This window comes from Marinobacter sp. ES-1, from assembly GCF_000475255.1.
Taxonomy (GTDB): domain Bacteria; phylum Pseudomonadota; class Gammaproteobacteria; order Pseudomonadales; family Oleiphilaceae; genus Marinobacter; species Marinobacter vinifirmus.
Genome location: NZ_AXBV01000060.1, coordinates 1 through 25,718, shown reverse-complemented (window position 1 = coordinate 25,718; position 25,718 = coordinate 1). Strand labels below are relative to the sequence as shown.

Annotated in this window: 19 protein-coding genes; 9 read left to right on the top strand and 10 right to left on the bottom strand. The window is 59.1% G+C overall.

Annotated features, from left to right (window positions below; translation table 11 throughout):
• Window positions 1-10: 10 nt before the first annotated feature.
• The 9 genes from Q668_RS11415 to tkt form a co-directional block, all read right to left on the bottom strand.
• Window positions 11-2,515 (bottom strand): circularly permuted type 2 ATP-grasp protein, encoded by a 2,505-nt coding sequence (locus Q668_RS11415; protein ID WP_022989740.1) that lies wholly within the window; start codon window positions 2,513-2,515, stop codon window positions 11-13.
• 89 nt (window positions 2,516-2,604) lie between these two features.
• Window positions 2,605-5,907 carry a DUF2126 domain-containing protein gene (locus tag Q668_RS11410; protein ID WP_022989739.1) on the bottom strand — a complete coding sequence of 1,101 codons (3,303 nt, stop codon included), beginning with the start codon at window positions 5,905-5,907 and terminating at the stop codon, window positions 2,605-2,607.
• A gap of 35 nt (window positions 5,908-5,942) precedes the next feature.
• Complete coding sequence (locus tag Q668_RS11405; RefSeq protein ID WP_022989738.1) at window positions 5,943-6,881, bottom strand: alpha-E domain-containing protein; 939 nt, start codon at window positions 6,879-6,881, stop codon at window positions 5,943-5,945.
• A 1-nt stretch (window position 6,882) separates the two neighbouring features.
• Complete coding sequence (locus Q668_RS11400) at window positions 6,883-8,343, bottom strand: circularly permuted type 2 ATP-grasp protein (protein WP_011786477.1); 1,461 nt, start codon at window positions 8,341-8,343, stop codon at window positions 6,883-6,885.
• 14 nt (window positions 8,344-8,357) lie between these two features.
• Entirely contained in the window at window positions 8,358-9,419 is a 1,062-nt protein-coding gene (locus Q668_RS11395; protein WP_022989737.1) for a putative zinc-binding metallopeptidase, read from the bottom strand.
• Between the two features lie 229 nt (window positions 9,420-9,648).
• Window positions 9,649-10,713: a class II fructose-bisphosphate aldolase gene (fba, locus tag Q668_RS11390; RefSeq protein WP_011786479.1), complete on the bottom strand. Its 1,065-nt coding sequence runs from the start codon at window positions 10,711-10,713 to the stop codon at window positions 9,649-9,651.
• Between the two features lie 66 nt (window positions 10,714-10,779).
• Complete coding sequence (locus tag Q668_RS11385) at window positions 10,780-11,940, bottom strand: phosphoglycerate kinase (RefSeq protein ID WP_022989736.1); 1,161 nt, start codon at window positions 11,938-11,940, stop codon at window positions 10,780-10,782.
• A 249-nt stretch (window positions 11,941-12,189) separates the two neighbouring features.
• Window positions 12,190-13,221 carry a type I glyceraldehyde-3-phosphate dehydrogenase gene (locus Q668_RS11380; protein WP_022989735.1) on the bottom strand — a complete coding sequence of 344 codons (1,032 nt, stop codon included), beginning with the start codon at window positions 13,219-13,221 and terminating at the stop codon, window positions 12,190-12,192.
• On the bottom strand, window positions 13,221-15,221 hold the full coding sequence (gene tkt, locus Q668_RS11375) for a transketolase (RefSeq protein WP_022989734.1): 2,001 nt from the start codon (window positions 15,219-15,221) through the stop codon (window positions 13,221-13,223). Before tkt ends, Q668_RS11380 begins: the two co-directional genes overlap by 1 nt.
• A 236-nt stretch (window positions 15,222-15,457) precedes the next feature.
• Between tkt and Q668_RS11370 the strand changes: the two genes are divergently transcribed.
• The 7 genes from Q668_RS11370 (at window position 15,458) to Q668_RS11340 (ending at window position 22,698) form a co-directional block, all read left to right on the top strand.
• Complete coding sequence (locus Q668_RS11370; RefSeq protein ID WP_036219810.1) at window positions 15,458-16,459, top strand: metalloregulator ArsR/SmtB family transcription factor; 1,002 nt, start codon at window positions 15,458-15,460, stop codon at window positions 16,457-16,459.
• Window positions 16,460-16,555: 96 nt separating this feature from the next.
• Window positions 16,556-17,746, top strand: a complete 1,191-nt coding sequence (gene metK, locus Q668_RS11365) for a methionine adenosyltransferase (RefSeq protein ID WP_022989732.1) — start codon at window positions 16,556-16,558, stop codon at window positions 17,744-17,746.
• A 224-nt stretch (window positions 17,747-17,970) separates the two neighbouring features.
• Window positions 17,971-19,353 carry an adenosylhomocysteinase gene (ahcY, locus tag Q668_RS17105; RefSeq protein ID WP_022989731.1) on the top strand — a complete coding sequence of 461 codons (1,383 nt, stop codon included), beginning with the start codon at window positions 17,971-17,973 and terminating at the stop codon, window positions 19,351-19,353.
• Window positions 19,354-19,365: 12 nt separating this feature from the next.
• The gene (gene metF, locus Q668_RS17100) at window positions 19,366-20,235 is read left to right on the top strand and encodes a methylenetetrahydrofolate reductase [NAD(P)H] (protein ID WP_022989730.1); all 870 of its coding nucleotides are present in this window, start codon (window positions 19,366-19,368) and stop codon (window positions 20,233-20,235) included.
• A 204-nt stretch (window positions 20,236-20,439) separates the two neighbouring features.
• Window positions 20,440-21,195, top strand: a complete 756-nt coding sequence (locus Q668_RS11350) for a transporter substrate-binding domain-containing protein (RefSeq protein WP_022989729.1) — start codon at window positions 20,440-20,442, stop codon at window positions 21,193-21,195.
• Between the two features lie 29 nt (window positions 21,196-21,224).
• The gene (locus tag Q668_RS11345; RefSeq protein WP_199456645.1) at window positions 21,225-21,938 is read left to right on the top strand and encodes an amino acid ABC transporter permease; all 714 of its coding nucleotides are present in this window, start codon (window positions 21,225-21,227) and stop codon (window positions 21,936-21,938) included.
• Between the two features lie 13 nt (window positions 21,939-21,951).
• Window positions 21,952-22,698 (top strand): amino acid ABC transporter ATP-binding protein, encoded by a 747-nt coding sequence (locus Q668_RS11340; protein WP_022989727.1) that lies wholly within the window; start codon window positions 21,952-21,954, stop codon window positions 22,696-22,698.
• Window positions 22,699-22,707: 9 nt separating this feature from the next.
• On the opposite strand, the gene Q668_RS11335 is transcribed toward Q668_RS11340, so the two are convergent.
• Entirely contained in the window at window positions 22,708-23,196 is a 489-nt protein-coding gene (locus tag Q668_RS11335) for a DUF2505 domain-containing protein (RefSeq protein ID WP_022989726.1), read from the bottom strand.
• Window positions 23,197-23,390: 194 nt separating this feature from the next.
• On the opposite strand from Q668_RS11335, the gene Q668_RS11330 reads away from it, so the two are divergent.
• Complete coding sequence (locus Q668_RS11330; RefSeq protein ID WP_022989725.1) at window positions 23,391-24,740, top strand: adenosylmethionine--8-amino-7-oxononanoate transaminase; 1,350 nt, start codon at window positions 23,391-23,393, stop codon at window positions 24,738-24,740.
• A 2-nt stretch (window positions 24,741-24,742) separates the two neighbouring features.
• On the top strand, window positions 24,743-25,477 hold the full coding sequence (locus Q668_RS11325) for a 16S rRNA (uracil(1498)-N(3))-methyltransferase (protein ID WP_022989724.1): 735 nt from the start codon (window positions 24,743-24,745) through the stop codon (window positions 25,475-25,477).
• The last annotated feature ends 241 nt before the right edge of the window (window positions 25,478-25,718 follow it).

The following is a 25,718-nucleotide window of genomic DNA, read 5'->3' as shown; positions in this document are numbered from 1 at the left end:
GACAGGCGCCTTAATCCGCTTTCACCGGCCGGTCGGAATACCGGGTGTGAATAAAACACTGCCGTTGGATTTCACCCGATACACGATAGGCTTCTGACCGGATATCACACAAGAGCTCTGCCAGAGCTCCGCAGGCCTGATCCGGATGCTTGCGCTCAAACGGGTGCAGATCCAACCCTTGTAAACGACGCAGGGAGTCGTTCAGATCCGGGGAAAACAGCTGTCCGGTTTTCTGACCCATTTCGGGTAAATCCTTCTGCAACTGGCGCAACTGGAACATCACAGAATGGGGGTTGCTCGCGTCGATCACAATGGTGTGAAGCACCCCCAGAAGCTCTGGTGTCCGGCGATATCGGGTCCGGTAGGTCACTTCCGAGTTTGCCACTTCCAGCAGCCACTCCAGCATGGCGTTGCGACTGAAACGGTCACTGAACAGCGGCACACAAATCAGGGTGCACAGATTGGCCAACCGCTCCAGGCGCCGCCCGATCACCAGAAAAACCCAACTGGCGTCCCGCGTAATGTCATCCATGGCAAATCCAGCCAGCGATATGCAATCCAGCAACACCAGATTCAACGCCCGGATTGATTGTTCTGGCGTCGCCGGCGCCGGACTGAGAGGTTTCCCGACCCGGTTGAGTGTGTGCCAGTTGTCTGTGGATAACCGATCCCGGACCTGGCTGGCATTGAACAGCAAGGCCTGGATGATCGACGCAATCGACCCCGGGGATTCCTGGTCACTTACTGCTCTCAGCAAAGCCTCGGGGAGGGGCTCGGGTACGGCATCTTTTTCCGGCTCAGGAAGGGTACCGAACTGCTCGGCCGCCTGCTGGAGCCCAAGCAGTGCCTCCTCACTGGCCTGATCATGCCCCGACAACCGGTTGAACGCCGCCCTCAGCAAGCGAGCCGTGCCTTCCGCCCGCTCAGAATGTCGGCCCATCCAGAACAGATTTTCGCCCACACGGGACGGCGTGTCCCGCTCGCCATCCAGCAGGTCGGAAACCTGCAACCGTTTCTTGATCAGCGATTTGGATGGCGCAGTGTAACGCGACTGTACCCAGGTATCCTTCGACAACCCGCCCCGCTGCATGGAGATGACCTCCACGCCCTCATCCATGGCGACACGGGTCAATCCACCGGGCATCACCCGCCAGCCGGAGGGCGTGGCCGCCGCGAACAGGCGCAGGCCAATAGACCGGGTTGCCAGCGGCTGGTTCTGATCACCCTTCCAGACCGGGGCCTGAGAAAGGTGAACCAACTCCTGCCCGACAAAAGCATGGGGGTGGGCACTCATCTTCTTGATGAGTGCGGTCCGTTCTGCCCCCTTCATCTGATAACCGAACACCGGCTCCATGCGCATACTCGCAAATGCCGGTTTGATGACCAGTTCATCGAGGTGCTCAATGACATAGTCCAACGCGGGTTTTTCACCACACCACCAAGAGGCCACGGATGGCATAGCCAGAGGTGAACCCAGCAGTTTTTTTGAAATCTCCGGCAGAAAACCGAACAGCGCCGCACTTTCAAGAACGCCGGAACCCAGGGCGTTTGCCATCAGCACTTTGCCGGCTCGCACAGCACCCAGCAAGCCGGGGATACCCAACACGGAATCGGCACGGAGTTCCAGCGGATCACAAAAGCCATCATCGAGCCGGCGATAGATGGCATGCACACGACGCAGGCCCTGAAGTGTTTTCAGGTAGACCGTGTCATCGCGCACGGTGAGATCCTGACCTTCCACCAGAGGTAAACCGAGGTAGCGGGCAAGAAATACATGTTCGAAATAGGTTTCGTTAAAACGGCCCGGTGTCAGAAGCACACACAACGCGGTCTCATTTCGCGCCGGAGACATGCTCGCAAGACTGTTCTGGAACCCCTGGAAGAATTCCGCCAGGTTGGTCACTGGCAGGTTGTGGAAGGGCGCGGGGAACGCCCGGGAGATGACCAACCGGTTTTGCAGGGCGTAACCCGCCCCCGAAGGGGCCTGGGTCCTGTCCGCCATCACCCACCAGCCGCCATCCGGCGCCCGCGCCAGATCCACCGCATAAAGGTGAAGGAAGCGGCCACTCACCGGCTGTATGCCCTGGCAGGGCCATTGAAAACCAGCCTGACCGTAAACCAGGGCCGGCGGCATCAAGCCCTCTTTGAGCAACGCCTGATCGCCATACAGATCGCCCAGAACGCTGTCCAGCAGTTCAGCTCGCTGGGCGACCGCTTTCGAGAGCCATTGCCACTCATCCGCGCCCAGAACCAGCGGCAGCAGATCGACTTCCCAGGGCCGGGTATCGCCACGGGGATCTTCGTAGACGTTGTAGGTTACCCCGTCTTCGGCAATCGCGCTGGAAACCGCCTGAGCCCTGAGATTGAGACCGGCGACCGACTCAAGGTTCAACTGTTGCAACAACGGCCGCCAATGGGGCTTTGGCCCGGAACCCAGGGAACCAAGCTCATCAAACCGATCCGGCACCGGATGGTACTGGCGGAGGATGTCCGTTACTGCGCGCTGCTTCGCCACCGTGAATTCGGGCTCCGTTAGTCAATGAGCTGGAAGCATAGCCGCTTTCCAGCCCCCTGAGCCAGTATCAAACGGTAAGTTCACACATGTTATTTGTGATACCGCAAATCCAGGGTGAACGGGAACTCCCGGTGCTCCGGCACCGGCCGCAGGGGTTGCTGGCCTGAGCTGTGTCCCATCCGGAAGAAACGCGCCATACGGCGGCCTTCAGCCTCGAACGAATTCACCGGCAGCGTCTCGAAATTCCGGCCACCGGGATGGGTCACGTGATACTCACACCCGCCCAGACTGCGTTCGTTCCAGGTGTCCACGATATCAAACACCAGCGGCCCATCCACCCCGATGGTCGGGTGCATGCACTGCGACGGCTGCCAGGCCCGGTAACGGACCCCGGCGACCGACTCGCCCACCATGCCGGTAGGCTGAAGTGGCAGAGGCACCTGATTACAGGTGATCTGGTAACGATCCGGCGCAGCACCGCGCACCCTCACCTGCAGACGCTCCAGGGAGGAATCCACATAACGGGCAGTGCCGCCGATTGCACCGTGCTCACCAGTGACGTGCCAGGGCTCCAGGGCCGAGCGCAGCTCAAGGGTGATGCCCTTGACCTTGTAGTCGCCGATCCGGGGGAACCGGAACTCGAAATGGGGCGCGAACCACTCGCTCTCCAGCGGGTAACCACGGGCCTTCATATCGTCGATCACATCTTCGAAATCCTGCCAGACATAGTGAGGCAGCAGGAACCGGTCGTGCAGTTCGGTGCCCCAGCGCACCAGCCCTGGCGGCTTGTAGGGTTGCTCCCAGAAGCGTGCCACCAGCGCGCGCAACAGCAGCTGCTGGGTCAGGCTCATGCGGGCATGGGGCGGCATCTCGAAGGCACGCAGCTCCAGCAAACCGTGACGCCCGCCCGGACCGTCCGGGGAATAGAGCTTGTCGATACAGAACTCGGCCCGGTGGGTGTTGCCGGTGACATCGGTGAGCAGGTCCCGGAGCAAGCGGTCCACCATCCAGGGCGCGATTTTCTTGCCCACCGGGCATAACCGCTCCATCTCCTTGAAGGCCAGCTCCATTTCGAACACGTGGTCATTGCGGGCCTCGTCAATCCTGGGGGCCTGGGAACTGGGGCCAATGAACAGGCCGGAGAACAGGTAGGACAGACTGGGATGGTTGTGCCAGTAGCTGATCAGGCTGCGCAACAGATCCGGGCGCCGCAGGAACGGAGAGTCCTCGGCCTTTTGCGAACCCAGCACAAAATGGTTGCCGCCACCGGTACCGGTATGACGGCCGTCCATCATGAACTTCTCAGACGTAAGCCGGCATTCGTAGGCGTCTGCATAGAGCGTCTCGGTCTGCTCTACCAATTCGTCCCAGGTCTTGACCGGCTGCACATTCACTTCGATCACCCCCGGATCCGGCGTAATCCGGAAATGACTCAACCGTGGGTCGGAAGCTGGCTCATAGCCTTCCAGCAAGACCGGTTGTTTGAGCTCTGCGGCGGTTTTCTCGATGGCAGAGACCAGCACAAGATAGGGTTCCAGCTCCGCCAGCGGCGGCATGAAAACGCGAAGGATGCCCTCCCGGGGCTCAACACACAGGGCCGTGCGGACAATCTCGGGGGCCGACTTGCCTTTTGCCGGCGGCTTCCGCTCAGAGGACGGCTGGCCAGACTGGCTTCGGCTGTTCCATTGACGGATCTGCTCACTGGCGGGCAACGGACCACGGGGGGCAAACGGGTCCTGCTCGTGTATCCAGGGGTAATCCGCTTCTTCCACCCAGGGCTGGCTGTCCAGCGGCAGTCGGTGGCCCATGGGTGAGCCGCCCGGAATCAGATAGCAGCGCTCGCTGCGCAGGAACCAGGGTCCGGTCTCCCAGGCCTTCTCCTTTTCGGAAACACGCAGTGGCAGCACGTAGCCGACGGGCTTATCCAGCCCCCGGCTGAAAATTTGCTGAAGCTGCTTCCGTTCCAGGGCATTGTCGAGCCTGGCATCGAAGGGATCGACGTTGACCGGCAGCCGTCGTTCCCGCCACAGGTAATAAAAGGCATCCTCGAACCCAGGGAACAGGTGCTTTTCATCGACACCCAGTTCCCTCGCCAGGGCCCCCAAAAACCGGTGAGCATCTTCCGGGCTTGCCTTACCTTCAGTACGCTCGTCCGCCAGCCACCGTTCATCCTGCCAGATTGGTTCACCATCCTTGCGCCAGAAACAGTTCAGGGACCACCGTGGCAGCGGCTCGCCCGGGTACCACTTGCCCTGGCCAAAGTGCACCAGCCCACCGGCTCCATACCGGTCCCGCATCCGATGGTAGAGCTCGATGGCCTTTTTCCGCTTGGTGGGGCCCATGGCCTCGGTGTTCCACTCCGGCTCATCACGGTCGTGATTGGCCACGAAGGTGGGTTCACCGCCCTGGGTCAAGCGCACATCCAGCTCGGTCAGGCGTTCGTCCACCTCATGCCCCAGATCCACAATGCGTTGCCACTGCTCCTCGGTGTAGGGTTTGGTCACCCGCGGCGCCTCCCAGATGCGCTGGACGCCCATCTGATGCTCGAACTCTACGTCACATTCCTCCACCATGCCGGTGATGGGAGCCGCAGAGGACGGATCAGGGCTACAGGCCAGGGGAATATGCCCTTCTCCGGCAAACAGACCGGAGGTGGGGTCCAGCCCCACCCAACCCGCGCCAGGCAGAAAGACCTCGCACCAGGCGTGCAGATCGGTGAAGTCTTCCTCGGTGCCCGAGGGTCCGTCCAGGGCTTTCTGGTCCGCCTTGAGCTGAATCAGGTAGCCGGAGACGAACCGCGCTGCCAGGCCGAGGTGCCGAAGCGTCTGAACCAGCAACCAGGTCGAATCCCGACAGGATCCAGACCCTTTTTTCAGGGTCTCTTCCGGCGTCTGGACACCCGGCTCCATCCGGATCAGATAATCGATCCGATCAGCAACACGCTGATTCACACCCACCAGAAAATCGACACTGGGGGTTTCCTTGCGGTCTATAGCGGCCATCCACTTCCGGAATTCCGGTGTTTCCGGCAGTTTCTGCAAGTAAGGCGCCAGCTCCGCCGTCTGCCATTCCTCATAGTCGAAGGGAATGGTCTCCGCCCGGGGTTCCAGAAAGAAATCGAACGGGTTGATCACGGCCATCTCGGCAACCAGGTCCACCGTGATCTTCAACTCGTCAGTTTTTTCCGGAAACACCAGCCGGGCCAGATAGTTGGCCTGCGGGTCCTGTTGCCAGTTCAGGAAGTAACCTTCGGGCTCAACCCTCAGCGAGTAACTGAGAATACGGGTTCGCGCATGTGGACAGGGTCGCAAACGAACAATCTGAGGGCCCAGGGTGATCGGGCGCTCGTAGCGATAATGGGTGGTATGACTCAGGGCAACGTGAATCGACATGGAACCTATCTCGCACGGGAATAGTGTTGGGAGTTTCAGACTGTCTCGTAGACAGGAAACCAGGTCTCTGCAATGTCGTCGTGAAGCTCACCGATCTCCAGCTGCAGGTTCTCCAGAAACAGGATCACATCCTCCTTGCGGATTAACGCATCCACGTCGCCTTCACGGGTATGACGGACTGCCTGCAGTGCCGTGCGCAGCGGAATTTCGTTCCTGGGCAGGCGACTGAGGGCACCGGCCACTTCGCTGAGACTGTGCAGCACCGAGCGCGGGAAGGGTTCGTTCTGCAACAGGAAGCGAATCACCAGAGGCCCACTGACCTTGCGTCGCACGTTGTGACGGTACATCTGGAAGGCACTCTGGTAGCGCAGAACGCTGGTCCACAAGAGCCCGCCGTAGGTTTCGGTGCCATCCCAGCCATCGAGGAACTGTAAGGCACCCACCTCAATCTGTCGCGTGGCCATGTCTGCCCGCTCAAGGTTGCGCCCGACCCGGATGAAGTCGTAGCCCTCGTCATGACTCATACACCCAGCCAGCAGGCCGTTGAGCATCTGGCAGCGGCCAACGATTTCGTTCAGGAATTCGTATCTCGCCCGTTTACCTATCCCCTGATCCATGTGCTCCTGGATGTATCGATAAAGCTCATTGATGACTTCCCAGGCGTCGGTCGGCACCTGATCCCGTGTGGTACGCACATTCTCCCGGGCGGCCTTGATGCAGGAAGCAATGGAACTCGGGTTGTAGCTGTCTGCCATCAGAAACTTCACACAATTGCGCTCATCTGCTTTCTGATGGTGCTGATCGAACAGGGCTTCCATGCCGGTAACCGCTACCAGGCTCTTCCAGGACAGCTGGGTTTCCCGCGGCATATCCAGCGCCAGGGAATTGAAAGCCATGATCATCCGGGCGCTGTTCTCGGCCCGTTCAAGGTGTCGGGCCATCCAGTACAGTCTTTCCGCTACACGTGACAGCACATCAATTCTCCTCGTCCACGATCCAGGTATCCTTGCTTCCACCGCCCTGGGAAGAATTCACCACCAGGGAGCCCTTGCGCATCGCCACCCGCGTGAGCCCGCCGGCGGTAACGTAGGTTCGCACGCCCTGCAGCACGAAAGGCCGCAGATCCAGGTGCCTCGGCGCCAAACCCTCGTCGCACAGCGTGGGAGCGACCGACAGACTCAACGTGGGCTGGGCGATGTAGTTGCGTGGGTTCTTCTTGATCAGACGGGCAAATTCGGTGCGCTGCTTCTTGGTGGAATGCGGCCCCACCAGCATGCCGTAACCACCAGACTCGTTCGCCGGTTTGACCACCAGCTCGTCCAGGTGCTCGAGCACATACTCCTGGTCCTGTTTGTTCACGCACATATAGGTGGGCACGTTGGGGATGATCGGCTCCTCATCGAGGTAATAGCGGATCATGTCTGGCACAAAGGCGTAGATCACCTTGTCATCAGCCACACCGGCACCGGGCGCGTTGGCCAGGCCAACCTTGCCATTGCGCCAGGCTCGCATCAGGCCCGGCACGCCCAGGGTAGAGTCTGCCCGAAAGACTTCCGGGTCCAGAAAGTCGTCATCAATGCGCCGGTAGATCACGTCCACGCGCTCCAGGCCCTCTACTGTGCGCATGTACACGCAATCGTCTTCACCAACGACCAGATCAGCCCCCTCCACCAGCTCGGCCCCCATGCGCTGCGCCAGGAACGAGTGCTCGAAATAGGCCGAATTGAAAATCCCCGGGGTGAGTACCGCAATTCTTGGATGATCCTGGGGCCTTGGAGAAATCGACGCCAACATGTCGAACAGCTGGTTGGTGTAGTCATCCACCGGCAGGATACTGTTGTTGTCGAACAGTTCCGGGAACACCCGCTTGGTCAGTTGGCGATTTTCCAGCATGTAGGAAACACCGGAAGGAACCCGCAGGTTGTCCTCAAGAACATATACCTTTCCGTCCTTGTCTCTCACCAGATCCGATCCGCAGATGTGGGCCCAGACCCCCAGTGGCGGCGTAAAACCACGGCACTGCTCGCGGAAGTTCTTGGAGTTGGCGAACACGTACTTGGGAATGACCTTGTCTTTGACGATATTCTGGTCGTTGTAGATATCGTTAATGAACATGTTGAGGGCCGTCAGGCGCTGGGCCAGCCCTTGTTCAATGTTTTCCCACTCCCGGAGCGAGATCACCCGGGGAATGATATCGAAAGGCCAGGCCCGGTCGATATTCTCGCCCTCGCTGTAGATGGTGAAACTGATCCCCATCTCCAGTATCGCCAGTTCGGCAGCCTGCTGGCGCGCCTGGATCTCCTCGGACCCGAGATTGCCCAGGTAGTCGGTAATCGCCGTCGCGGCTCGTCTGGGCTTCCCTTTGGCAGCGATCAGCTCATCGTAGAAGTCGTTGGGATCGTAGTTTTTCCAGTCAATCGCTTTGTTCTTTTTCATTCGGGATCCTTTCATTAACGTCCGTGAGCGATCTGGTGCACCAGACGGAGCTTCTCCACCACCGCAGGCGCCAGCACAAAGGGGTAGGCGTCGTCGTGCCCCATGCTTCGGTTCAGGCTGTTGAGCGCAAGCGTCAAAGGCAACCAATGCCTGATCAGCGCATCGAAATCGCCTGCCAGGTAGGGATCAAACGCCGGACCAGGTTCGTTGCTTGTTGTCGGGCTCTGTTGGGCGTGTAGCCGCAGGCCAAACTGCCAGGCCGTTTCCAATGCATCCACCATATGCAGATAGTGTGCCCAGGTCTCTGCCCAGTCCTCCCAGGCATGGCTGCCGGCATAGGCGCTGATGTATCGGCTTTGCCAGTCAGATGGCGGGCCGTATTGGTAATGCTGGTCCAGCGCTTGCCTGTAGTCTCTGGTCTCATCACCAAAAAGGTCCCGGAATTTGCCCAGCCACGGGCTACTCCGGACAAGCAGATCCCAGTAATAGTGTCCGGACTCATGGCGAAAATGCCCTAAAACAGTGCGATACGGCTCGGCCATCTGGTTGCGCATCCGCTCGCGTTCCACCGGGTCTGCTTCGGCGATGTTGATGGTAATGACGCCATTGGCATGGCCTGTCGTTACTTTTTTACGCTCGTCAAACATAGCCGGCTGATCGGCCAGAAAATCGAATGCCAGCCCAAGCTGATCTTCGTTCCGGGGTTCGCACGGGAGTCCCAGGCGCAAGACGGAATACACAAGCCGCCGTTTCTCTTTTTCGAGGCGACGCCAGAGATCATTGTTCTTCTCGATGCTGAGATCCGGAATGGTGCGATTGAGGCGACAGGCAACACAGAAGGTATGCGGATCGGTTTTGGGGATCAGCCAGTTACAGGCTCGCTGATTCTGATAGTTGTCACACAACCGGTAGAGATCACCACGTGCGACCGTCGCCCAGGTGTTATCGCCTTCCGGCTCGATCGCCAGCAAATCCATGACATCCGGGGCAAAGCCCAGGTCAGCTCCGCAATGGGTACAGCGACTGTTTTCAAAGTAAAGCAGGTTGGCACATCGACCGCAGTGGAACAGCTTCATTGGAAGGCATCCTTGGCCAATACCGGGAAAAGCACGCCTTCAAGTATTGGCCATCCACGCCAAAACGCAAAACTGCCGTTAAGCAATACCAACCTTCGGAGCGACAACTCTTGCCGTCGGCATCCTGTTCTTTGGTGCAGCGATAAGTGCGGGGATCAACATGGGGGAAGGGTTTTCAGATCACCCATCAGGAAAAAGCCCCCGGAGGTCGGGGGCTTCAAGGCGGGACTTACTTGACCTTGGGGTCCAGCTCGCCAGCCGCATAACGTTCGAACATCTGTTCGAGGTTCAGCGGCTTGATCTTGCTGGCCTGGCCGGCGCAGCCGAAGGCTTCGTAGCGGGCGACACAAATGTCGGTCATGGCAACCATGGTGGCCTTGAGGAATTTGCGCGGGTCAAATTCCGCCGGGTTCTGGGCCATGAAGCGACGAACGGCGCCGGTAGAGGCCAGACGCAGGTCGGTGTCGATGTTGACCTTACGCACACCGTGCTTGATACCTTCGACGATTTCTTCCACCGGTACACCGTAGGTTTCCGGGATCTCGCCGCCGAATTCGTTGATCACTTTCAGCCACTCCTGAGGTACGGAGCTGGAGCCGTGCATGACCAGGTGGGTGTCCGGGATGCGGGCGTGGATCGCTTTGATCTGGTCGATGGCCAGGATGTCACCTGTAGGCGGACGGGTGAACTTGTAGGCGCCGTGGCTGGTGCCGATGGCGATAGCCAGTGCGTCGACCTGGGTTTTCTGCACGAAGTCAGCGGCTTCTTCGGGATCGGTCAGCATCTGGCTGTGGTCCAGGGTGCCTTCGGCGCCAATGCCGTCTTCTTCACCGGCCTGGCCGGTTTCGAGGGAGCCCAGGCAGCCCAGCTCACCTTCTACGGAGACACCACAGGCGTGGGCCATTTCAACGGTGCGACGGGTCACGTCGACGTTGTATTCGTAGCTGGTCGGGGTTTTGCCGTCTTCACCCAGGGAGCCATCCATCATCACGGAGCTGAAGCCAAGCTGGATGGAGCGCTGGCATACGGCCGGGCTGGTGCCGTGGTCCTGGTGCATAACCACGGGGATGTGCGGCCATTCTTCGATGGCGGCCAGGATCAGGTGGCGCAGGAAAGGCGCACCGGCGTATTTGCGGGCACCGGCGGAGGCCTGAACAATGACCGGGGAGTCGGTTTTGTCGGCCGCTTCCATGATGGCGCGCATTTGTTCGAGATTGTTTACGTTAAAGGCTGGCACACCGTAACCATGCTCGGCGGCGTGGTCCAGAAGTTGCCGCAGCGAAATCAGGGCCATGGGTTGTCTCCTTCGTTGACGTTTTGAGGTTTGAATTCTGTTCGTTTTGGATTTTGGAGTGGCGTCTTAATTACCACGCTCTTCCAGCACGGCTACTGCCGGCAGGGTTTTGCCTTCCACGAATTCGAGGAACGCGCCGCCGCCGGTGGAGATGTAGGAAATCTTGTCAGCTACGCCGTATTTGTCAACGGCAGCGACGGTGTCGCCGCCACCGGCAAGGGAGAAGGCGTCGCTTTCGGCGATGGCCTGGGCGAGTGCCTTGGTGCCGTTGCCGAACTGGTCGAATTCGAACACGCCAACCGGGCCGTTCCACAGGATGGTTTTGGCGTTTTTTAGCAGTTCAGCGAACTGGCCGGCGGTTTCCGGGCCTACGTCGAGGATCATGTCTTCATCGCTGACGTCGGAGATGTTTTTGGTCGTCGCCGTGGCGGTTTCAGCGAATTCGCTGGCGACCACCACGTCAACCGGCAGCGGGATTTCCACGCGGCTGGCGATGTCTTTGGCAGTGTCGATCAGGTCGTGTTCGCACAGGGACTTGCCTACCGGGTGGCCGGATGCGGCCAGGAAGGTGTTGGCGATGCCGCCACCAACGATGATCTGGTCACACACTTTTTCCAGGGCGTTGAGGACGTCCAGTTTGGTGGAGACTTTGGAACCGCCAACGATGGCCACCACTGGCTTGGTCGGGTTGTCGAGGGCCTTGCCGAGGGCGTCGAGTTCGGCTGCCAGCAGAGGGCCGGCGCAGGCTTCGGGAGCGAACTTCGCCACACCGTGGGTGGAGGCCTGGGCGCGGTGGGCGGTGCCGAAGGCGTCCATCACGTAGACATCGCACAGGGCGGCGTATTGCTTGGCGAGGTCTTCGTTGTCTTTCTTTTCGCCTTTGTTGAAGCGAACGTTTTCGAACAGCACCACTTCGCCGTCGGCCACTTCAACGCCGTCAAGGTAATCCTTGATCAGGCGGACTTCCTGGCCCAGCAGGGTGCTCAGGTGCTCGGCTACGGGCTTCATGGAGGAGGCTTCGTCGTACACGCCTTCTTCCGGGCGGCCCAAGTGGGACATCAGCATGACTTTGGCGCCGGCGTCTTTGGCGGCCTTGATGGTCGGCAGCGAGGCGCGGATGCGGGCGTCGCTGGATACTTTGCCGTCTTTGACCGGTACGTTGAGGTCTTCACGAATCAGAACCCGCTTGCCGGCGAGGTTCAGGTCAGTCATTTTTTTGATGGCCATAATCTCAATTCCATTTTCTTACGAGTTTAAAAGCGTTTTTTGCCACGGAATCCACGGAAGGACACGGAAAGAAAAGACTAAAAGATTTTTTTGGCCACTAAATCCACGAAAAAACACTAAATTAAAGACAAAGACTTTTTAGGCTTTTAATCAATAATCTTTTTTCGTGTTCTTTCGTGGATTTCGTGGCAAATCATTTCTTCTTTATCTTTCTTTCCGTGTCCTTCCGTGGATTCCGTGGCAAAACAATCAATCAGTTTTACTCAGCCAACACCAGCTGACATCCAGCATGCGATTAGCGAAACCCCATTCGTTATCGAACCAGCACAGCACTTTCACCATGGTGCCGCCGGTCACCCGGGTCTGGCCGCCGTCGACCACGCCGGAATGGGCGTCGTGGTTAAAGTCTGAGCTGGCCAGGAGTTCGTCGGTGTAGCCGAGAATGCCTTTTAGCGATCCGTTAGCGGCGTTTTTCAGCAGCAGGTTTACTGCCGCAACATCGGTCGCTGCACGCACGTTCACCACCATGTCTATAGCAGAGACATTGAGCGTTGGCACTCGCATGGCCACCGAGCTGAAGCGGCCTTCCATGTGGGGCAGCAGGCGCTCGATGCCGCGGGCCAGTCCTGTGTCTACCGGGACGATATTATGAAGCGCGCTGCGGGTGCGGCGCAGGTCCTGGTGGTGGTAGGCGTCGATCACCGGCTGGTCGTTCATGGCGGCATGGATGGTGGTGGTGCTGCCCTGTTCTACGCCGAAGGCGTCGTCCAGCACCTTGATCACCGGTACCAGGCAGTTGGTGGTGCAGGAACCTGCAGCCACAATCACATCCTGCGGGTTAAGGTCACCATCGTTGATGCCATAGACCACGGTGCGGTCAACATCCGGGTCACCCGGCTGGGAAAACAGCAGGCGCTGGGCACCGGCTTCAATATGTTTTTCCGCTGTGGCACGGTCGGAATAGGCGCCGGAACATTCCAGCACCAGATCCACGTCCAGCAAACGCCAGGGCAGTTCCGCCGGGTCCGGGTGACGCAGTACTCGAATGCGGTCGCCGTTCACCACCAGGTTGTCGCCATCCACCGCCACCTCACCGTGAAACCGCCCGTGGGTGGAGTCGTACTTGGTCAGGTGGGCAATGGTGTCGATATCCGACAACTCGTTGATCGCGACCACCTGTAGATGGTCGCGATAGCCGTTTTCATAAAGAGCCCGCAACACGCACTGGCCGATGCGGCCGTACCCGTTGATGGCGATGCGAAACGGCGTCGAGTTGGTCATCAGGCGTCCAGCAGCTCCGAAGCCACTTCAAGAATGTTATCGACGGTGAAGCCGAATTCCTTGAACAGCTCGCCAGCGGGGGCAGATTCACCGAAGGTGGTCATGCCCACAACGCGGCCGTCCAGGCCAACATACTTGTACCAGTAGTCGGCGATGCCGGCTTCGATGGCGATACGGTTGGTGACGTCCAGCGGCAGTACCTGTTGCTTGTACTCGGCGCTCTGGGCGTCGAACACGTCGGTGGACGGCATGGAAACCACACGCACGGCCTTGCCCTGCTCTCGCAACTTGGCGGCAGTGTCCTGGGCCAGGCCCACTTCAGAGCCGGTGGCGATCAGGATCAGTTCCGGGGTGCCTTCGCTGTCAGACAGCACGTAGCCGCCCTTGGCGACGTTGGCTAGTTGTTCTGCATCACGCTGCTGGTGCGGCAGGTTCTGACGGGAGAACACCATGGCAGTGGGGCCGTCATTGCGCTCCAGGGCAGCTTTCCAGGCCACCGCAGACTCTACGGCATCGGCCGGGCGCCACATGCTCATGTTCGGCGTGGAACGCAGGCTGGCCATCTGCTCGATGGGCTGGTGGGTGGGGCCGTCTTCGCCCAGACCGATGGAGTCGTGGGTGAACACATAGATGGAACGCTGCTTCATCAGCGCGGCCATGCGCACTGCGTTACGGCAGTATTCCATGAAGATCAGGAAGGTTGCGCCGTAAGGAACAAAACCGCCGTGCAGGGCGATGCCGTTCATGATAGCAGCCATACCGAACTCACGAACGCCGTAGTAAATATAGTTACCGGAGGCGTCTTCTTTGCTCACGCCTTTGCAGCCAGACCAGATGGTCAGGTTGGAACCGGCCAGGTCGGCAGAGCCACCCATCAGTTCCGGCAGCAGCGGGCCGTAGGCATTCAGTGTGTTCTGGGAGGCCTTGCGGGAGGCGATGGTGTCGCCCTTGTCCTGGCACTCCTGGATGTAGGCCTGGGCTTTCTCGGCAAAGTCCGCCGGCAGCTCGCCCGCCATACGGCGCTTGAATTCAGCTGCCAGTTCCGGCTCGGCCTTTTCGTAGGCGGCGAACTTGTCTTCCCAGGCCTTCTGGGCCGCTGCGCCTTTCTCTTTGGCATCCCAGGCGGCATAGATTTCAGAGGGCACTTCAAACGGGCCATGCTGCCAGCCCAGAGCCTCGCGAGTCAGGGCAATTTCATCGTCACCCAGCGGGGCACCGTGGCAATCTTCCTTGCCCTGCTTGTTGGGGGAACCAAAGCCGATGATGGTCTTGCAGCAGATCAGTGTCGGCTGCTCGGTGTTGGCCCGGGCCTGTTCAACAGCCGCGCGGATGGCGTCGGCATCGTGGCCGTCAACGTCCGGAATTACCTGCCAGCCGTAGGATTCAAAACGCTGCGGAGTATTGTCGGTAAACCAGCCTTCCACTTCGCCGTCGATGGAAATGCCGTTGTCGTCATAGAAGAACACCAGCTTGCCAAGGCCCAGGGTACCGGCCAGGGAAGCCACTTCGTGGGAGATGCCTTCCATCAGGCAGCCGTCGCCCAGGAACGCATAGGTGTAGTGGTCCACAATGTCGTGGCCCGGGCGGTTGAACTGCGCCGCCAGGGATTTCTCGGCCAGAGCGAAACCAACGGCGTTGGCAATGCCCTGCCCCAGCGGGCCGGTAGTGGTTTCAATGCCCGGTGTGTAACCGTATTCCGGGTGCCCCGGAGTCTTGGAGTGCAGCTGCCGGAAGTTCTTGATGTCGTCAATGCTAACGTCGTACCCGCTCAGGTGCAGCAGGGAGTACTGCAGCATGGAGCCATGGCCGTTAGACAGTACAAAACGGTCACGGTTGGCCCATTGCGGGTTGGCCGGGTTGTGGCTCAGGTAATCGTTCCACAGTACCTCGGCGATATCCGCCATACCCATGGGCGCACCCGGGTGGCCGGACTTGGCTTTCTGAACCGCATCCATGCTCAGCGCGCGAATGGCGTTGGCGAGATCTTTACGGGACGGCATTGACAATTCTCCAGTGTTTTTCAGGAAAAGACTTCAAGCTGCAAAAACTGCTCAAAAAGAAGGCGCGTATTTTCGCCGATTACTGTGTGCCGGGGCAAATCCATATGTAGTGGTTTTCCGATGGCGCCGGTACAAAATCACCAAAGCGACTGATTTCACAAACGCTATAAATCTATATCAAAAAATTTTGATATGGCTATTGATCGATCAATCGAACCCCCCTACACTTGCCAACCATGACCTCACTCAATGCACATGCGAACGAATTGTCCTCGGTGGACACCCTGGTACCGATCTTCAAGGCGAGCGGCGATCCCTTGCGCCTGGAGATCCTGCGGGTGCTGCGCCGGGACACCTTCGGTGTGCTGGAGCTGAGCCAGATGTTTGATATGCGCCAGTCCGGCATGAGCCACCACCTCAAGGTGATGCACAAAGCCGGGTTGCTGGAGCCCCAGCGGGAAGGCAATGCCATTTTCTACCGCCGCCCCCTGAACCTGGACAGCGACAAGCTGGCAGACCAGGCCATCCGGCAGATTTTCGAGACCGTAGACCGGGTGCCCTTGCCTCCGCAGCTGGAAGACAAAATCGAGGCCATCCGCGAGCAGCGGGCGGAACAGTCCCAGGCCTTCTTCTCCCGGCATTCGGAGCAGTTCCGGGAGCAGCAGGAACTGATCGCCGCCTTTGACCTGTATGCGGAGCCCACCGCCGAACTGATCCGCAAGCGGGCAGCACGGCAGGGCTGGCGCAGTGTGCTGGAAATCGGCCCCGGTGAAGGCGGCTTCCTGCCGGTGCTATCACAACTGTTCGATCATGTGGTGGGGCTGGATAACAGCAAGGACATGCTCGCCAAGGCCACCCGCACCTGTATTGAGGAACGGCTGAACAACGTCGACCTTATTGAAGGTGTCACCGACACGGTACTGGCCCGGGGCGATGCCTTTGACCTGATTGTCGCCAACATGGTGCTGCACCACGTACCCAGCCCGGCGGACATCTTTCTGGACGCCGCAGCTCTGATGAACAGCGGTGGCTGTTTGATCGTCAGCGACCTGTGCAGCCACGACCAGGACTGGGCCAAGGAGAACTGCGGCGACCTGTGGCTGGGCTTCGAGCCGGAAGAACTCACCGCCTGGGCGGCCGATGCCGGCCTGACAGCGGGCGAGCAACTGTTTATCGGCCTGCGGAACGGCTTCCAGGTGCAGGTACGGGAATTCTGGAAAACGTCTGGAACGGCCTGAAGCCCGCGCAGACACTGGAACATCAAAAAACTTTGATATTGACGTACGTAGAATTACGTACACCGATTTTGAAAACGCTCACAGAGGAGCACCACTATGTCTGACTACAACATCTTCACCTCCGAGTCGGTCTCTGAAGGCCATCCGGACAAACTGGCCGACCAGATCTCCGACGCGGTACTGGACGCCATCCTGACCGACGACCCGCACGCTCGCGTAGCATGCGAAACCATGGTGAAAACCGGTGTGGCCATCGTTGGCGGTGAAATCACCACCAGCGCATGGGTCGACCTGGAAGACCTGGTGCGTGGCGTGATCAAAGACATCGGCTACACCTCCTCGGATGTGGGCTACGACGGCGACACCTGTGGCGTAATCAACATCATCGGCAAGCAGTCCGTGGATATCGCCCAGGGCGTTGACCGCCAGAAGCCGGAAGACCAGGGCGCGGGCGACCAGGGCCTGATGTTCGGCTACGCCAGCAACGAAACCGACGTGCTGATGCCGGCTCCGATCACCTTCTCGCACCGTCTGGTGCAGCGCCAGGCCGAAGCCCGCAAGAGCGGCCTGCTGCCGTGGCTGCGCCCGGACGCCAAGAGCCAGGTAACCTGCCGCTACGAAAACGGCAAGGTCGTGGGCATCGACGCAGTGGTTCTGTCTACCCAGCACGACCCGGACGTGACCCAGGAAGACCTGAAAGAAGCGGTGATGGAGCTGATCGTCAAGCACACCCTGCCGGCCGAACTGCTGCACAAAGACACCGAGTTCCACATCAACCCGACCGGCAAGTTCGTGATTGGCGGCCCGGTGGGCGACTGTGGCCTGACCGGCCGAAAAATTATCGTAGACACCTACGGCGGCATGGCCCGTCACGGTGGCGGCGCTTTCTCCGGCAAAGACCCCTCGAAGGTTGACCGCTCCGCCGCCTACGCTGGCCGTTACGTCGCCAAGAACATCGTGGCTGCCGGCCTGGCCGAGAAGTGTGAGATTCAGGTGTCCTACGCCATTGGCGTAGCCCAGCCGACTTCCATTTCCCTGAACACCTTCGGCACCGGCAAGATCAGCGACGACAAGATCATCGACCTTGTACGCGCGCACTTCGACCTGCGCCCGTACGCGATCACCAACATGCTGGACCTGCTGCACCCGATGTACCGGGCCACAGCAGCCTACGGCCACTTCGGCCGTGATCCGTACGAGATGACCGTTGGCGGCAAGACCTTCACCGCGTTCCCGTGGGAGAAGACCGACCGGGCGGCAGCCCTGAAAGACGCTGCGGGCATCTAAAAGACTTTTTGGCCACGGAATCCACGGAAGGACACGGAAAAAGATAAAGAAGAAATGATTTGCCACGAAATCCACTAAAGAACACGAAAAAAGACTGATCACTAAAAAAGCAGTTGTTTTTACTTTCGTGTCCTTTGGTGGATTTAGTGGCAAAAAAATCTTTTCCTTCCGTGTTTTTCCGTGGATTCCGTGGCTAACCATTTCAAACATGACAGGAGCACCACATGAGCACTCCGAACAACTTCGAAGATTACAAAGTCCGCGATATCGAACTCGCCGACTGGGGCCGTAAGGAAATCAAGATCGCCGAAGGCGAGATGCCCGCCCTGATGAAACTGCGCGAGAAATACAGAGCCGAGCAGCCGCTGAAAGGCGCCAACATCATGGGCTGCATCCACATGACCATCCAGACCGCCGTGTTGATTGAAACACTGGTCGAGCTGGGCGCTGATGTGCGCTGGTCATCGTGCAACATCTTCTCCACCCAGGACCAGGCCGCCGCTGCCATCGCAGCTCAGGGCATTCCCGTATTCGCGTGGAAAGGTGAGACTGACGAAGAATACGAATGGTGCCTGCACAAAACCGTGGGCGCAGACGTAGACGGCTGGGAGCCGAACATGATCCTGGACGACGGCGGCGACCTGACCGAGCTGCTGCACAAGGAATACCCGCAGATTATTGCCAAGTGCCACGGTGTGACTGAAGAAACCACCACCGGCGTGCACCGCCTGCAGGAAATGCTGCGTGACGGCACCCTGAAGATTCCGGCCATCAACGTTAACGACTCGGTCACCAAGTCCAAGAACGACAACAAGTACGGTTGCCGCCACAGCCTGAACGACGCCATCAAGCGCGCTACCGACCACCTGCTGTCCGGCAAGAAAGCATTGGTGATCGGTTACGGTGACGTGGGCAAGGGCTCTGCCCTGTCCCTGCGCCAGGAAGGCATGATCGTGAAGGTGACTGAAGCCGACCCGATCTGTGCCATGCAGGCCTGCATGGACGGTTTTGAAGTGGTGTCTCCGTACATCGACGGCATCAACACCGGCACCGAGCAAGGAATCAACACCGACCTGCTGGGCACCACTGACCTGCTGGTGACCACCACCGGTAACGTCAACGTGTGTGACGCGAACATGCTGAAAGCCCTGAAGAACGGCGCTGTGGTGTGCAACATCGGTCACTTCGACAACGAGATCGACACCGCCTACATGCGCAAGAACTGGGAGTGGGACGAGGTCAAGCCGCAGGTGCACGTGATTTACCGCGATAAGGCCAGCAACGACCACCTGATCCTGCTGTCCGAAGGCCGTCTGGTAAACCTGGGCAACGCCACCGGTCACCCGTCGCGGATCATGGACGGCTCCTTCGCCAACCAGGTGCTGGCGCAGATGTACCTGTTCGAGCGCAAGTTTGCGGACCTGCCTGAAGAGTCCAAGGCCAAGGGCGTTTACGTCCAGGTTCTGCCCAAGCAGCTGGACGAAGAAGTGGCCCGCGCCATGGTGGAAGGCTTTGGTGGCGTGATCACCAAGATGACTCCGGACCAGGCGAAATACATCGGCGTACCGGTCGAAGGCCCGTACAAGCCGGAAAGCTACAGGTACTAAGCGGAAACGATCATGGAATCCCAGAAGCAATTCAAACGCCGCTTCAGCTTCGAGTTTTTCCCGCCCAAGACCGATCAGGGCAAGGAGAAGCTGCAGGCGGTACGCAACCAGCTGGCCGAGGTAAACCCGGACTTTTTCTCGGTCACCTTCGGAGCCGGCGGTTCCACTCGCGATCGCACGATCGAAACGGTGCTGAACCTGCACAAGCAGGGTATTTCCACAGCACCGCACCTGTCCTGCGTGGGTGGTACCCGCGCAGAGATCGGCGAGCTGCTGGACGTGTATAAAGAGAACGGCATCAACCGGATCGTCGCCCTGCGCGGCGACCTGCCCTCGGGCATGGGCGCCTCCGGTGAGCTGCGTTACGCCAACGAGTTGGTGGAATTCATCCGGGAGCACAGCGGGGATCACTTCAACCTCGAAGTGGCCGCCTACCCGGAATTTCACCCCCAGGCCCGCAATGCCGAGGAAGACCTGAAGAACTTCGCACGGAAAGTACAGGCCGGTGCCAACAGCGCCATCACCCAGTACTTCTTCAATGCCGACAGCTACTTCTACTTCATCGACCGCCTGGAGAAGATGGGCGTCACCATTCCGGTGGTGCCGGGCATCATGCCCATCGTCAACTTCTCCAGCCTGGTGCGTTTCTCGGATATGTGCGGTGCGGAAATCCCCCGCTGGATCCGCAAGCAGCTGGAAGCCTACGGCGACGACACCGACAGCATCCGCAAGTTCGGTGAAGACGTGGTCACCGAAATGTGTGAAAAACTGCTGAAAGCCGGGGCTCCGGGGTTGCACTTCTACACCCTGAACCAGGCCGAACCCAGCATTTCCATCTGGAAGAACCTGGGCATCAGCGACCGCGAAAAGATTGCTTTCTGAGGCATTCTTCAAAGCAGTACAAAGAGGGGCTTCGGCCCCTCTTTCGTTTTCTAACCACCTGATTTCCTGCAAATCCTTTCAAGATGGGCTAACCTGTATCTGATGCATCCCCATCAATGTTCCCTGTGCAATACCGAACAAACCGGTCATAGCGCAGCCTGCCTTACCGGGCAGACGGAACCACAATAAGAGAAAGGAGCAAGCATGAGTACAACATGGCTGAAAACCCTGGGCGCTGGCCTGGCACTGTCTGTCGCCGCCACGTCGGTAAGCGCAGAGACCCTGCGCGTAGTCACCGACCCCAGCTTCGTCCCGTTTGAAATGATGGATCAGGAAACCGGCGAAATGATCGGTTTCGACATGGAAATCATCGCCGAAGTCGCCGAGCGTGCGGGCTTTGATTACGACCTGAACACCATGGATTTCAACGGTATTATCCCGGCCCTGCAAACCGGCAACGTCGACATTGCCATTGCCGGCATCACCATTACCGATGAGCGTAAGCAAATCGTCGATTTCTCCGACCCTTACTACGATTCCGGCCTGCGCATCCTGGTTCGCGAAGACGATGGCACCCAGGAAATGTCTGACCTGGAAGGCAAGAAAGTCGGCACCAAGATTGGTAGCACCAGCTACGACTTCCTCACCAAGAACCTGGACGATAACGACGGCGTAACCCCCTACCCCGGCAGCTCCGACATGTATATGGCGCTGATGTCCGGCGCGGTAGATGCGGTGTTCTACGACGCCCCGAACGTAGGCTACTTCGCCAGCACCCGCGGCGCAGGCAAGGTGAAAACCGTAGGCCCGCTGTATGAAGGCCAGCAGTACGGTATCGCCCTGAAAAAAGGTAGCGAATGGGTTGGCCCGGTTAACGAGGCCCTGGCAGAAATCAAGGAAGACGGCACCTACAAAACCATTTACGAAAAATGGTTCGGCCCGATGCCTGAAGACAAGTAAACCTCCACTTGACCCGCCCGGGGTACACAATGCCCCGGGCGCCTCCTCCCAACCCAACGGAGAAACACACCGTGGAATTCCAGTTTCAGTTTGACTGGCAAGCGGCCATTGATTCCATTCCCTACCTGGCCAAGGGCATTCCCTACACCCTGATGATTTCCTTCGGTGGCCTGGCCATCGGTTTTGTACTCGGCATCGTTTTTGGCCTGCTCAGCATCAACAAAAAATGGTTCCTGCGCTGGCCGGCAACCGCCTATATCGAAATTTTTCGCGGCACCCCCATCCTGGTGCAGGTGCTGTTTATCTTCTACGGCCTGCCGGACCTGGTCGGCGGCCCCATCGACCCGCTGACAGCCGGTATTGCCGCGATCGCCCTGAACTCCGGCGCCTATATATCCGAAGTGGTGCGCGGTGGCGTGCAGTCTATCGACAAAGGCCAGAGCGAGGCCGGCTTGTCTCTGGGGCTTTCCCGTACCCAGACCTTCTGGTCGATTATCTGGCCCCAGGCCTTCCGGCGCATGATCCCGCCGCTCGGAAACCAGGCTATCGTAAGCATCAAGGACACCTCGCTGTTCTCGGTGATCGGCGTGGGCGAACTGGTCCGCCAGGGCCAGGTGTATATCGCCAACACCTTTACCGCCTTCGAGGTTTACTTCGTAGTGGCCCTTATGTACCTGGCCATAACCTTGTCCCTGTCCCTGATTCTGCGGCTGCTTGAACGCCGCGGCGTTGCGTCTGTCTGAAGGAGCCCGGGTAATGACTCAGATCGTAAAGATGAAGGGCATGAACAAGTACTTCGGCAAACTGCATGTCCTGAAAGATATAGACCTGACCGTAGAACAGGGCGAAGTCGTGGTGATCATCGGGGCCAGTGGCTCCGGCAAATCTACCCTGATCCGCTGCGTTAACGGCCTGGAAGAATTTGAATCCGGCACACTGGAAGTGGATGGCCAGAAACTGGCGCCGAAAGGCGGCAACCAGCAGGCCCTTGCCGAAATCCGCAAGGAAGTCGGCATGGTGTTCCAGCAGTTCAACCTGTTCCCGCACCTGACGGTAAGAAAGAACATCATGCTGGCGCCCATGAAGGTAAAAAACACCTCCCAGGTAGTCGCCAACGCTACCGCCGAGCGACTGTTGGAACGTGTAGGCATTGGCAGCCAGGCCGACAAATACCCCAACCAGCTATCCGGCGGCCAGCAGCAGCGGGTCGCCATTGCCCGGGCCCTGGCCATGGAACCCCGGCTGATGCTGTTCGATGAACCCACCTCGGCACTGGATCCGGAAATGATCGGTGAAGTACTGGACGTGATGCGGGAGCTGGCCAAAGAGGGTATGACCATGATGGTCGTCACCCACGAAATGGGCTTCGCCCGGGAAGTGGCAGACCGGGTGATCTACATCCATGAAGGCCAGATTGTCGAAGAAGGCCGGCCTGAAGATGTGTTCGACAACCCTAAGAACGAGCGCACCCAGGCGTTCCTGTCCCGGGTGCTGGCGCACTGAACCGGCAGGTCAAAGCAACTGGCGGATGACTTCATACTCCCGTTCAATCTTGGCGTGGGAGTCATCCGCCAGAAACCTTGCCACTTTTTTGCCCAACAACGGCACATCACAACGAACCGACAGATTCACATAATTGATGCAGCGGTTACCGTTACCCTGAAGCCGCATTTCGCCCTTGATCTTCGCCGGCACACCGTCGATTTTCACCCGAAACTCGCAGTGCCACTCATCGTCGTCTTTACGGAACCAGTGTTCCTCCTGCCGCACGCGATTCCACTCCCGGTGAAAGCCTGAGAGCACTCCGGGCACGGGCGCAGAAGCCATCATTTCACGCTCGATCACCAACTTTCCGGACACATCGTCTTTGCGCAGCTCGGCCAGCTGTACATTGCGGGACCCGATTTTCTCGTTCTTTTCGATAATGTGGCTTTCGCTGAAAAAACGTTCGAGCACATGATCCACACCAGCCTCATAGGGGTGTTTCAGATTCAGCTCCATATTCGACTCCTGTTATTTTTATTCCATTGTTGCCGCAGGCTGGTGCACCAACATTGGCCGGTCTGGCGCCGGGCTATGGCAAGCCGGTCATCCGACTGGTTCACAGTAAGGAGCTGTTAAGGCTGCTGACAGCCAAGTATCATGTCGCATCCGGATATTTATTCACCGCCTCCGCAGCCTGACAGGAGACAACCATGCGCAATGCCGACCTGGTCGCACGGGACCTTAAATCCGTGTGGCACCCCTGTACCCAGATGAAAGACCACGAAACCCTGCCGCTGATTCCCATCAAGCGGGGCGAAGGCGTATGGCTGGAAGATTTCGAGAGCAATCGCTACATCGATGCGGTCAGCTCCTGGTGGGTGAACCTGTTCGGCCACGCCAACCCGCGCATCAACTCCGCCATCAAGGAACAAATCGGCCAGCTGGAGCATGTGATCCTGGCGGGCTTCAGCCACGAACCGGTGGTGAACTTGTCCGAGCGGCTGATTGAGGTGACGCCGGAAGGGCTGAACAAATGCTTCTACGCAGACAATGGCTCCTCCGCCATCGAAGCCGCCCTGAAAATGAGCTATCACTATTGGAAAAACCAGGGCCACCCGGGCAAGAAGAACTTCGTTAACCTCAGCAACAGCTACCACGGAGAAACCCTGGGCGCGCTGGCGCTGGGTGATGTTGCCCTTTACAAAGACACCTACCAGCCGCTGCTGATGGAAGTACTGACGGCGCCCTCGCCGGATGCCTACAACAAGGAGCCGGGCGAAACCGATGAAGACTACGCCCTGCGCCAGTTCGAAGCCATGGACAAGCTGCTGGCCGAGCGGCACCACGAAATCTGTGCCGTGGTGGTGGAGCCCCTGATCCAGTGCGCCGGCGGCATGCGCATGCACCACCCGGTTTACCACACCAAACTGCGCGAAGCCTGCGACCGCTATGGCGTACACCTGATTGCCGACGAAATCGCCGTGGGCTTCGGCCGCACCGGCACCATGTTCGCCTGCGAACAATCCGGCATCACCCCGGATTTCATGTGCCTGTCCAAGGGTCTGACCGCCGGTTACCTGCCGTTGTCCGTAGTGCTCACCACCGACACCGTCTACAACGCCTTCTACGACGACTACGAAACCCTGCGTGCGTTCCTGCACAGCCACAGCTACACCGGCAACCCCATCGGCTGCGCCGTCGCCCTGGCCACCCTGGACATCTTCCGGGACGAAAACGTCATCGAAAACAACCGCCAGCTGTCCCGCTGCATGGCCGAATCCGTCGCTCACCTGGCCGACCATCCCAACGTGGGTGACATCCGCCAGCACGGCATGACCCTGGCCATCGAAATGGTCAAAGACAAAGCCAGCAAAACCCCGTTCCCCTGGCAGGAACGCCGTGGCATCAAGGTGTACCAGCATGCCCTCACCCGCCAGTCCCTGCTGCGCCCGCTGGGCAACGTGGTGTACTTCATGCCGCCTTACGTGATCACCGAAGACCAGATCCGACACCTGGCCCAGGTGGCCACCGAAGGCATCGAAATCGCAGTTAAGGGCTGACCATGCGCATTCCCAGAATCTACACCGACAGCCCCCTGCACACCGGCAGCCCGTGTGAACTCGACGACAACGCCGCCAACCACGTAGGCCGGGTACTGCGCATGCAGCCCGGCCAGCAGCTCCGTTTGTTCAACGGCGACGGTAACGACTACACCGCCACCATCACCGAAGCCGGCAAAAAGAACGTCACCGTCACCATCGAAAGCACCGAGGCCAACGCCACCGAATCGCCTCTGACCATCGTCCTGGGCCAGACCCTGTCCAAGGGCGACCGCATGGACTACGCGGTGCAGAAAGCCGTGGAAATGGGCGTAACCACCATCGCCCCCCTCACCACCGAACGCTCCGACGTAAAACTCAAAGGCGACCGGGAAGAAAAACGCCTGCGCCACTGGCAACAAGTCGCCATCAGCGCCGCCGAACAATGCGGCCGTGCAAAGGTCCCGAACATCCTGCCGGTGATGACCGTAGCGGAATGGCTGCAATACAGCCAAACCTGCGACCTGCGCCTGGTGCTGCACCACCGCACCGAACAATCCCTCAACACACTCGAGAAACCCGCCAGCGTCGCCCTGATGATCGGCCCCGAAGGCGGCCTGAGCGCCGACGAGATTGCCCTGGCAGAACAAAACGGCTTCCTCCCCGTCGCCCTCGGCCCCCGGGTTCTGCGCACCGAAACGGCGCCGGTGGCAGCCATGGCACTGTGCCAGTGGTTGTGGGGAGATATTGGCGGTTAACCGCGAATGGCCTTCTGTAACGTGATGCAGTGGCGGTTCAGTCATTGACAGATTCCGCTGTCACCAACATGATCCGTGTCTGACAATTGCAGCAAGACGCTCTGCCCATGATGGGCGGCAGTGCGAGAGGGGGTTTCCAGAAATTTGCGAAGCCATGGATGGCGGAGCAGAAGCGCCACATGGATGTGCCGCAAGGAGCGTTTTCTGGAACACCGACCCACACCTGCGACAACACCCAACC

What these genes read in the sequence shown, in the direction of transcription:
- Q668_RS11335 (WP_022989726.1), bottom strand. Translation starts at nt 23,196, where the DNA reads ATGGAGCTGAATCTGAAACACCCCTATGAGGCTGGTGTGGATCATGTG.
- Q668_RS11385 (WP_022989736.1), bottom strand. Translation starts at nt 11,940, where the DNA reads ATGGCCATCAAAAAAATGACTGACCTGAACCTCGCCGGCAAGCGGGTT.
- metF (WP_022989730.1), top strand. Translation starts at nt 19,366, where the DNA reads ATGGAATCCCAGAAGCAATTCAAACGCCGCTTCAGCTTCGAGTTTTTC.
- Q668_RS11370 (WP_036219810.1), top strand. Translation starts at nt 15,458, where the DNA reads ATGACCTCACTCAATGCACATGCGAACGAATTGTCCTCGGTGGACACC.
- tkt (WP_022989734.1), bottom strand. Translation starts at nt 15,221, where the DNA reads ATGCCGTCCCGTAAAGATCTCGCCAACGCCATTCGCGCGCTGAGCATG.
- ahcY (WP_022989731.1), top strand. Translation starts at nt 17,971, where the DNA reads ATGAGCACTCCGAACAACTTCGAAGATTACAAAGTCCGCGATATCGAA.
- Q668_RS11410 (WP_022989739.1), bottom strand. Translation starts at nt 5,907, where the DNA reads ATGTCGATTCACGTTGCCCTGAGTCATACCACCCATTATCGCTACGAG.
- Q668_RS11340 (WP_022989727.1), top strand. Translation starts at nt 21,952, where the DNA reads ATGACTCAGATCGTAAAGATGAAGGGCATGAACAAGTACTTCGGCAAA.
- fba (WP_011786479.1), bottom strand. Translation starts at nt 10,713, where the DNA reads ATGGCCCTGATTTCGCTGCGGCAACTTCTGGACCACGCCGCCGAGCAT.
- Q668_RS11325 (WP_022989724.1), top strand. Translation starts at nt 24,743, where the DNA reads ATGCGCATTCCCAGAATCTACACCGACAGCCCCCTGCACACCGGCAGC.
- Q668_RS11395 (WP_022989737.1), bottom strand. Translation starts at nt 9,419, where the DNA reads ATGAAGCTGTTCCACTGCGGTCGATGTGCCAACCTGCTTTACTTTGAA.
- Q668_RS11380 (WP_022989735.1), bottom strand. Translation starts at nt 13,221, where the DNA reads ATGACCAACTCGACGCCGTTTCGCATCGCCATCAACGGGTACGGCCGC.
- Q668_RS11400 (WP_011786477.1), bottom strand. Translation starts at nt 8,343, where the DNA reads ATGAAAAAGAACAAAGCGATTGACTGGAAAAACTACGATCCCAACGAC.
- Q668_RS11345 (WP_199456645.1), top strand. Translation starts at nt 21,225, where the DNA reads ATGCCCCGGGCGCCTCCTCCCAACCCAACGGAGAAACACACCGTGGAA.
- metK (WP_022989732.1), top strand. Translation starts at nt 16,556, where the DNA reads ATGTCTGACTACAACATCTTCACCTCCGAGTCGGTCTCTGAAGGCCAT.
- Q668_RS11350 (WP_022989729.1), top strand. Translation starts at nt 20,440, where the DNA reads ATGAGTACAACATGGCTGAAAACCCTGGGCGCTGGCCTGGCACTGTCT.
- Q668_RS11330 (WP_022989725.1), top strand. Translation starts at nt 23,391, where the DNA reads ATGCGCAATGCCGACCTGGTCGCACGGGACCTTAAATCCGTGTGGCAC.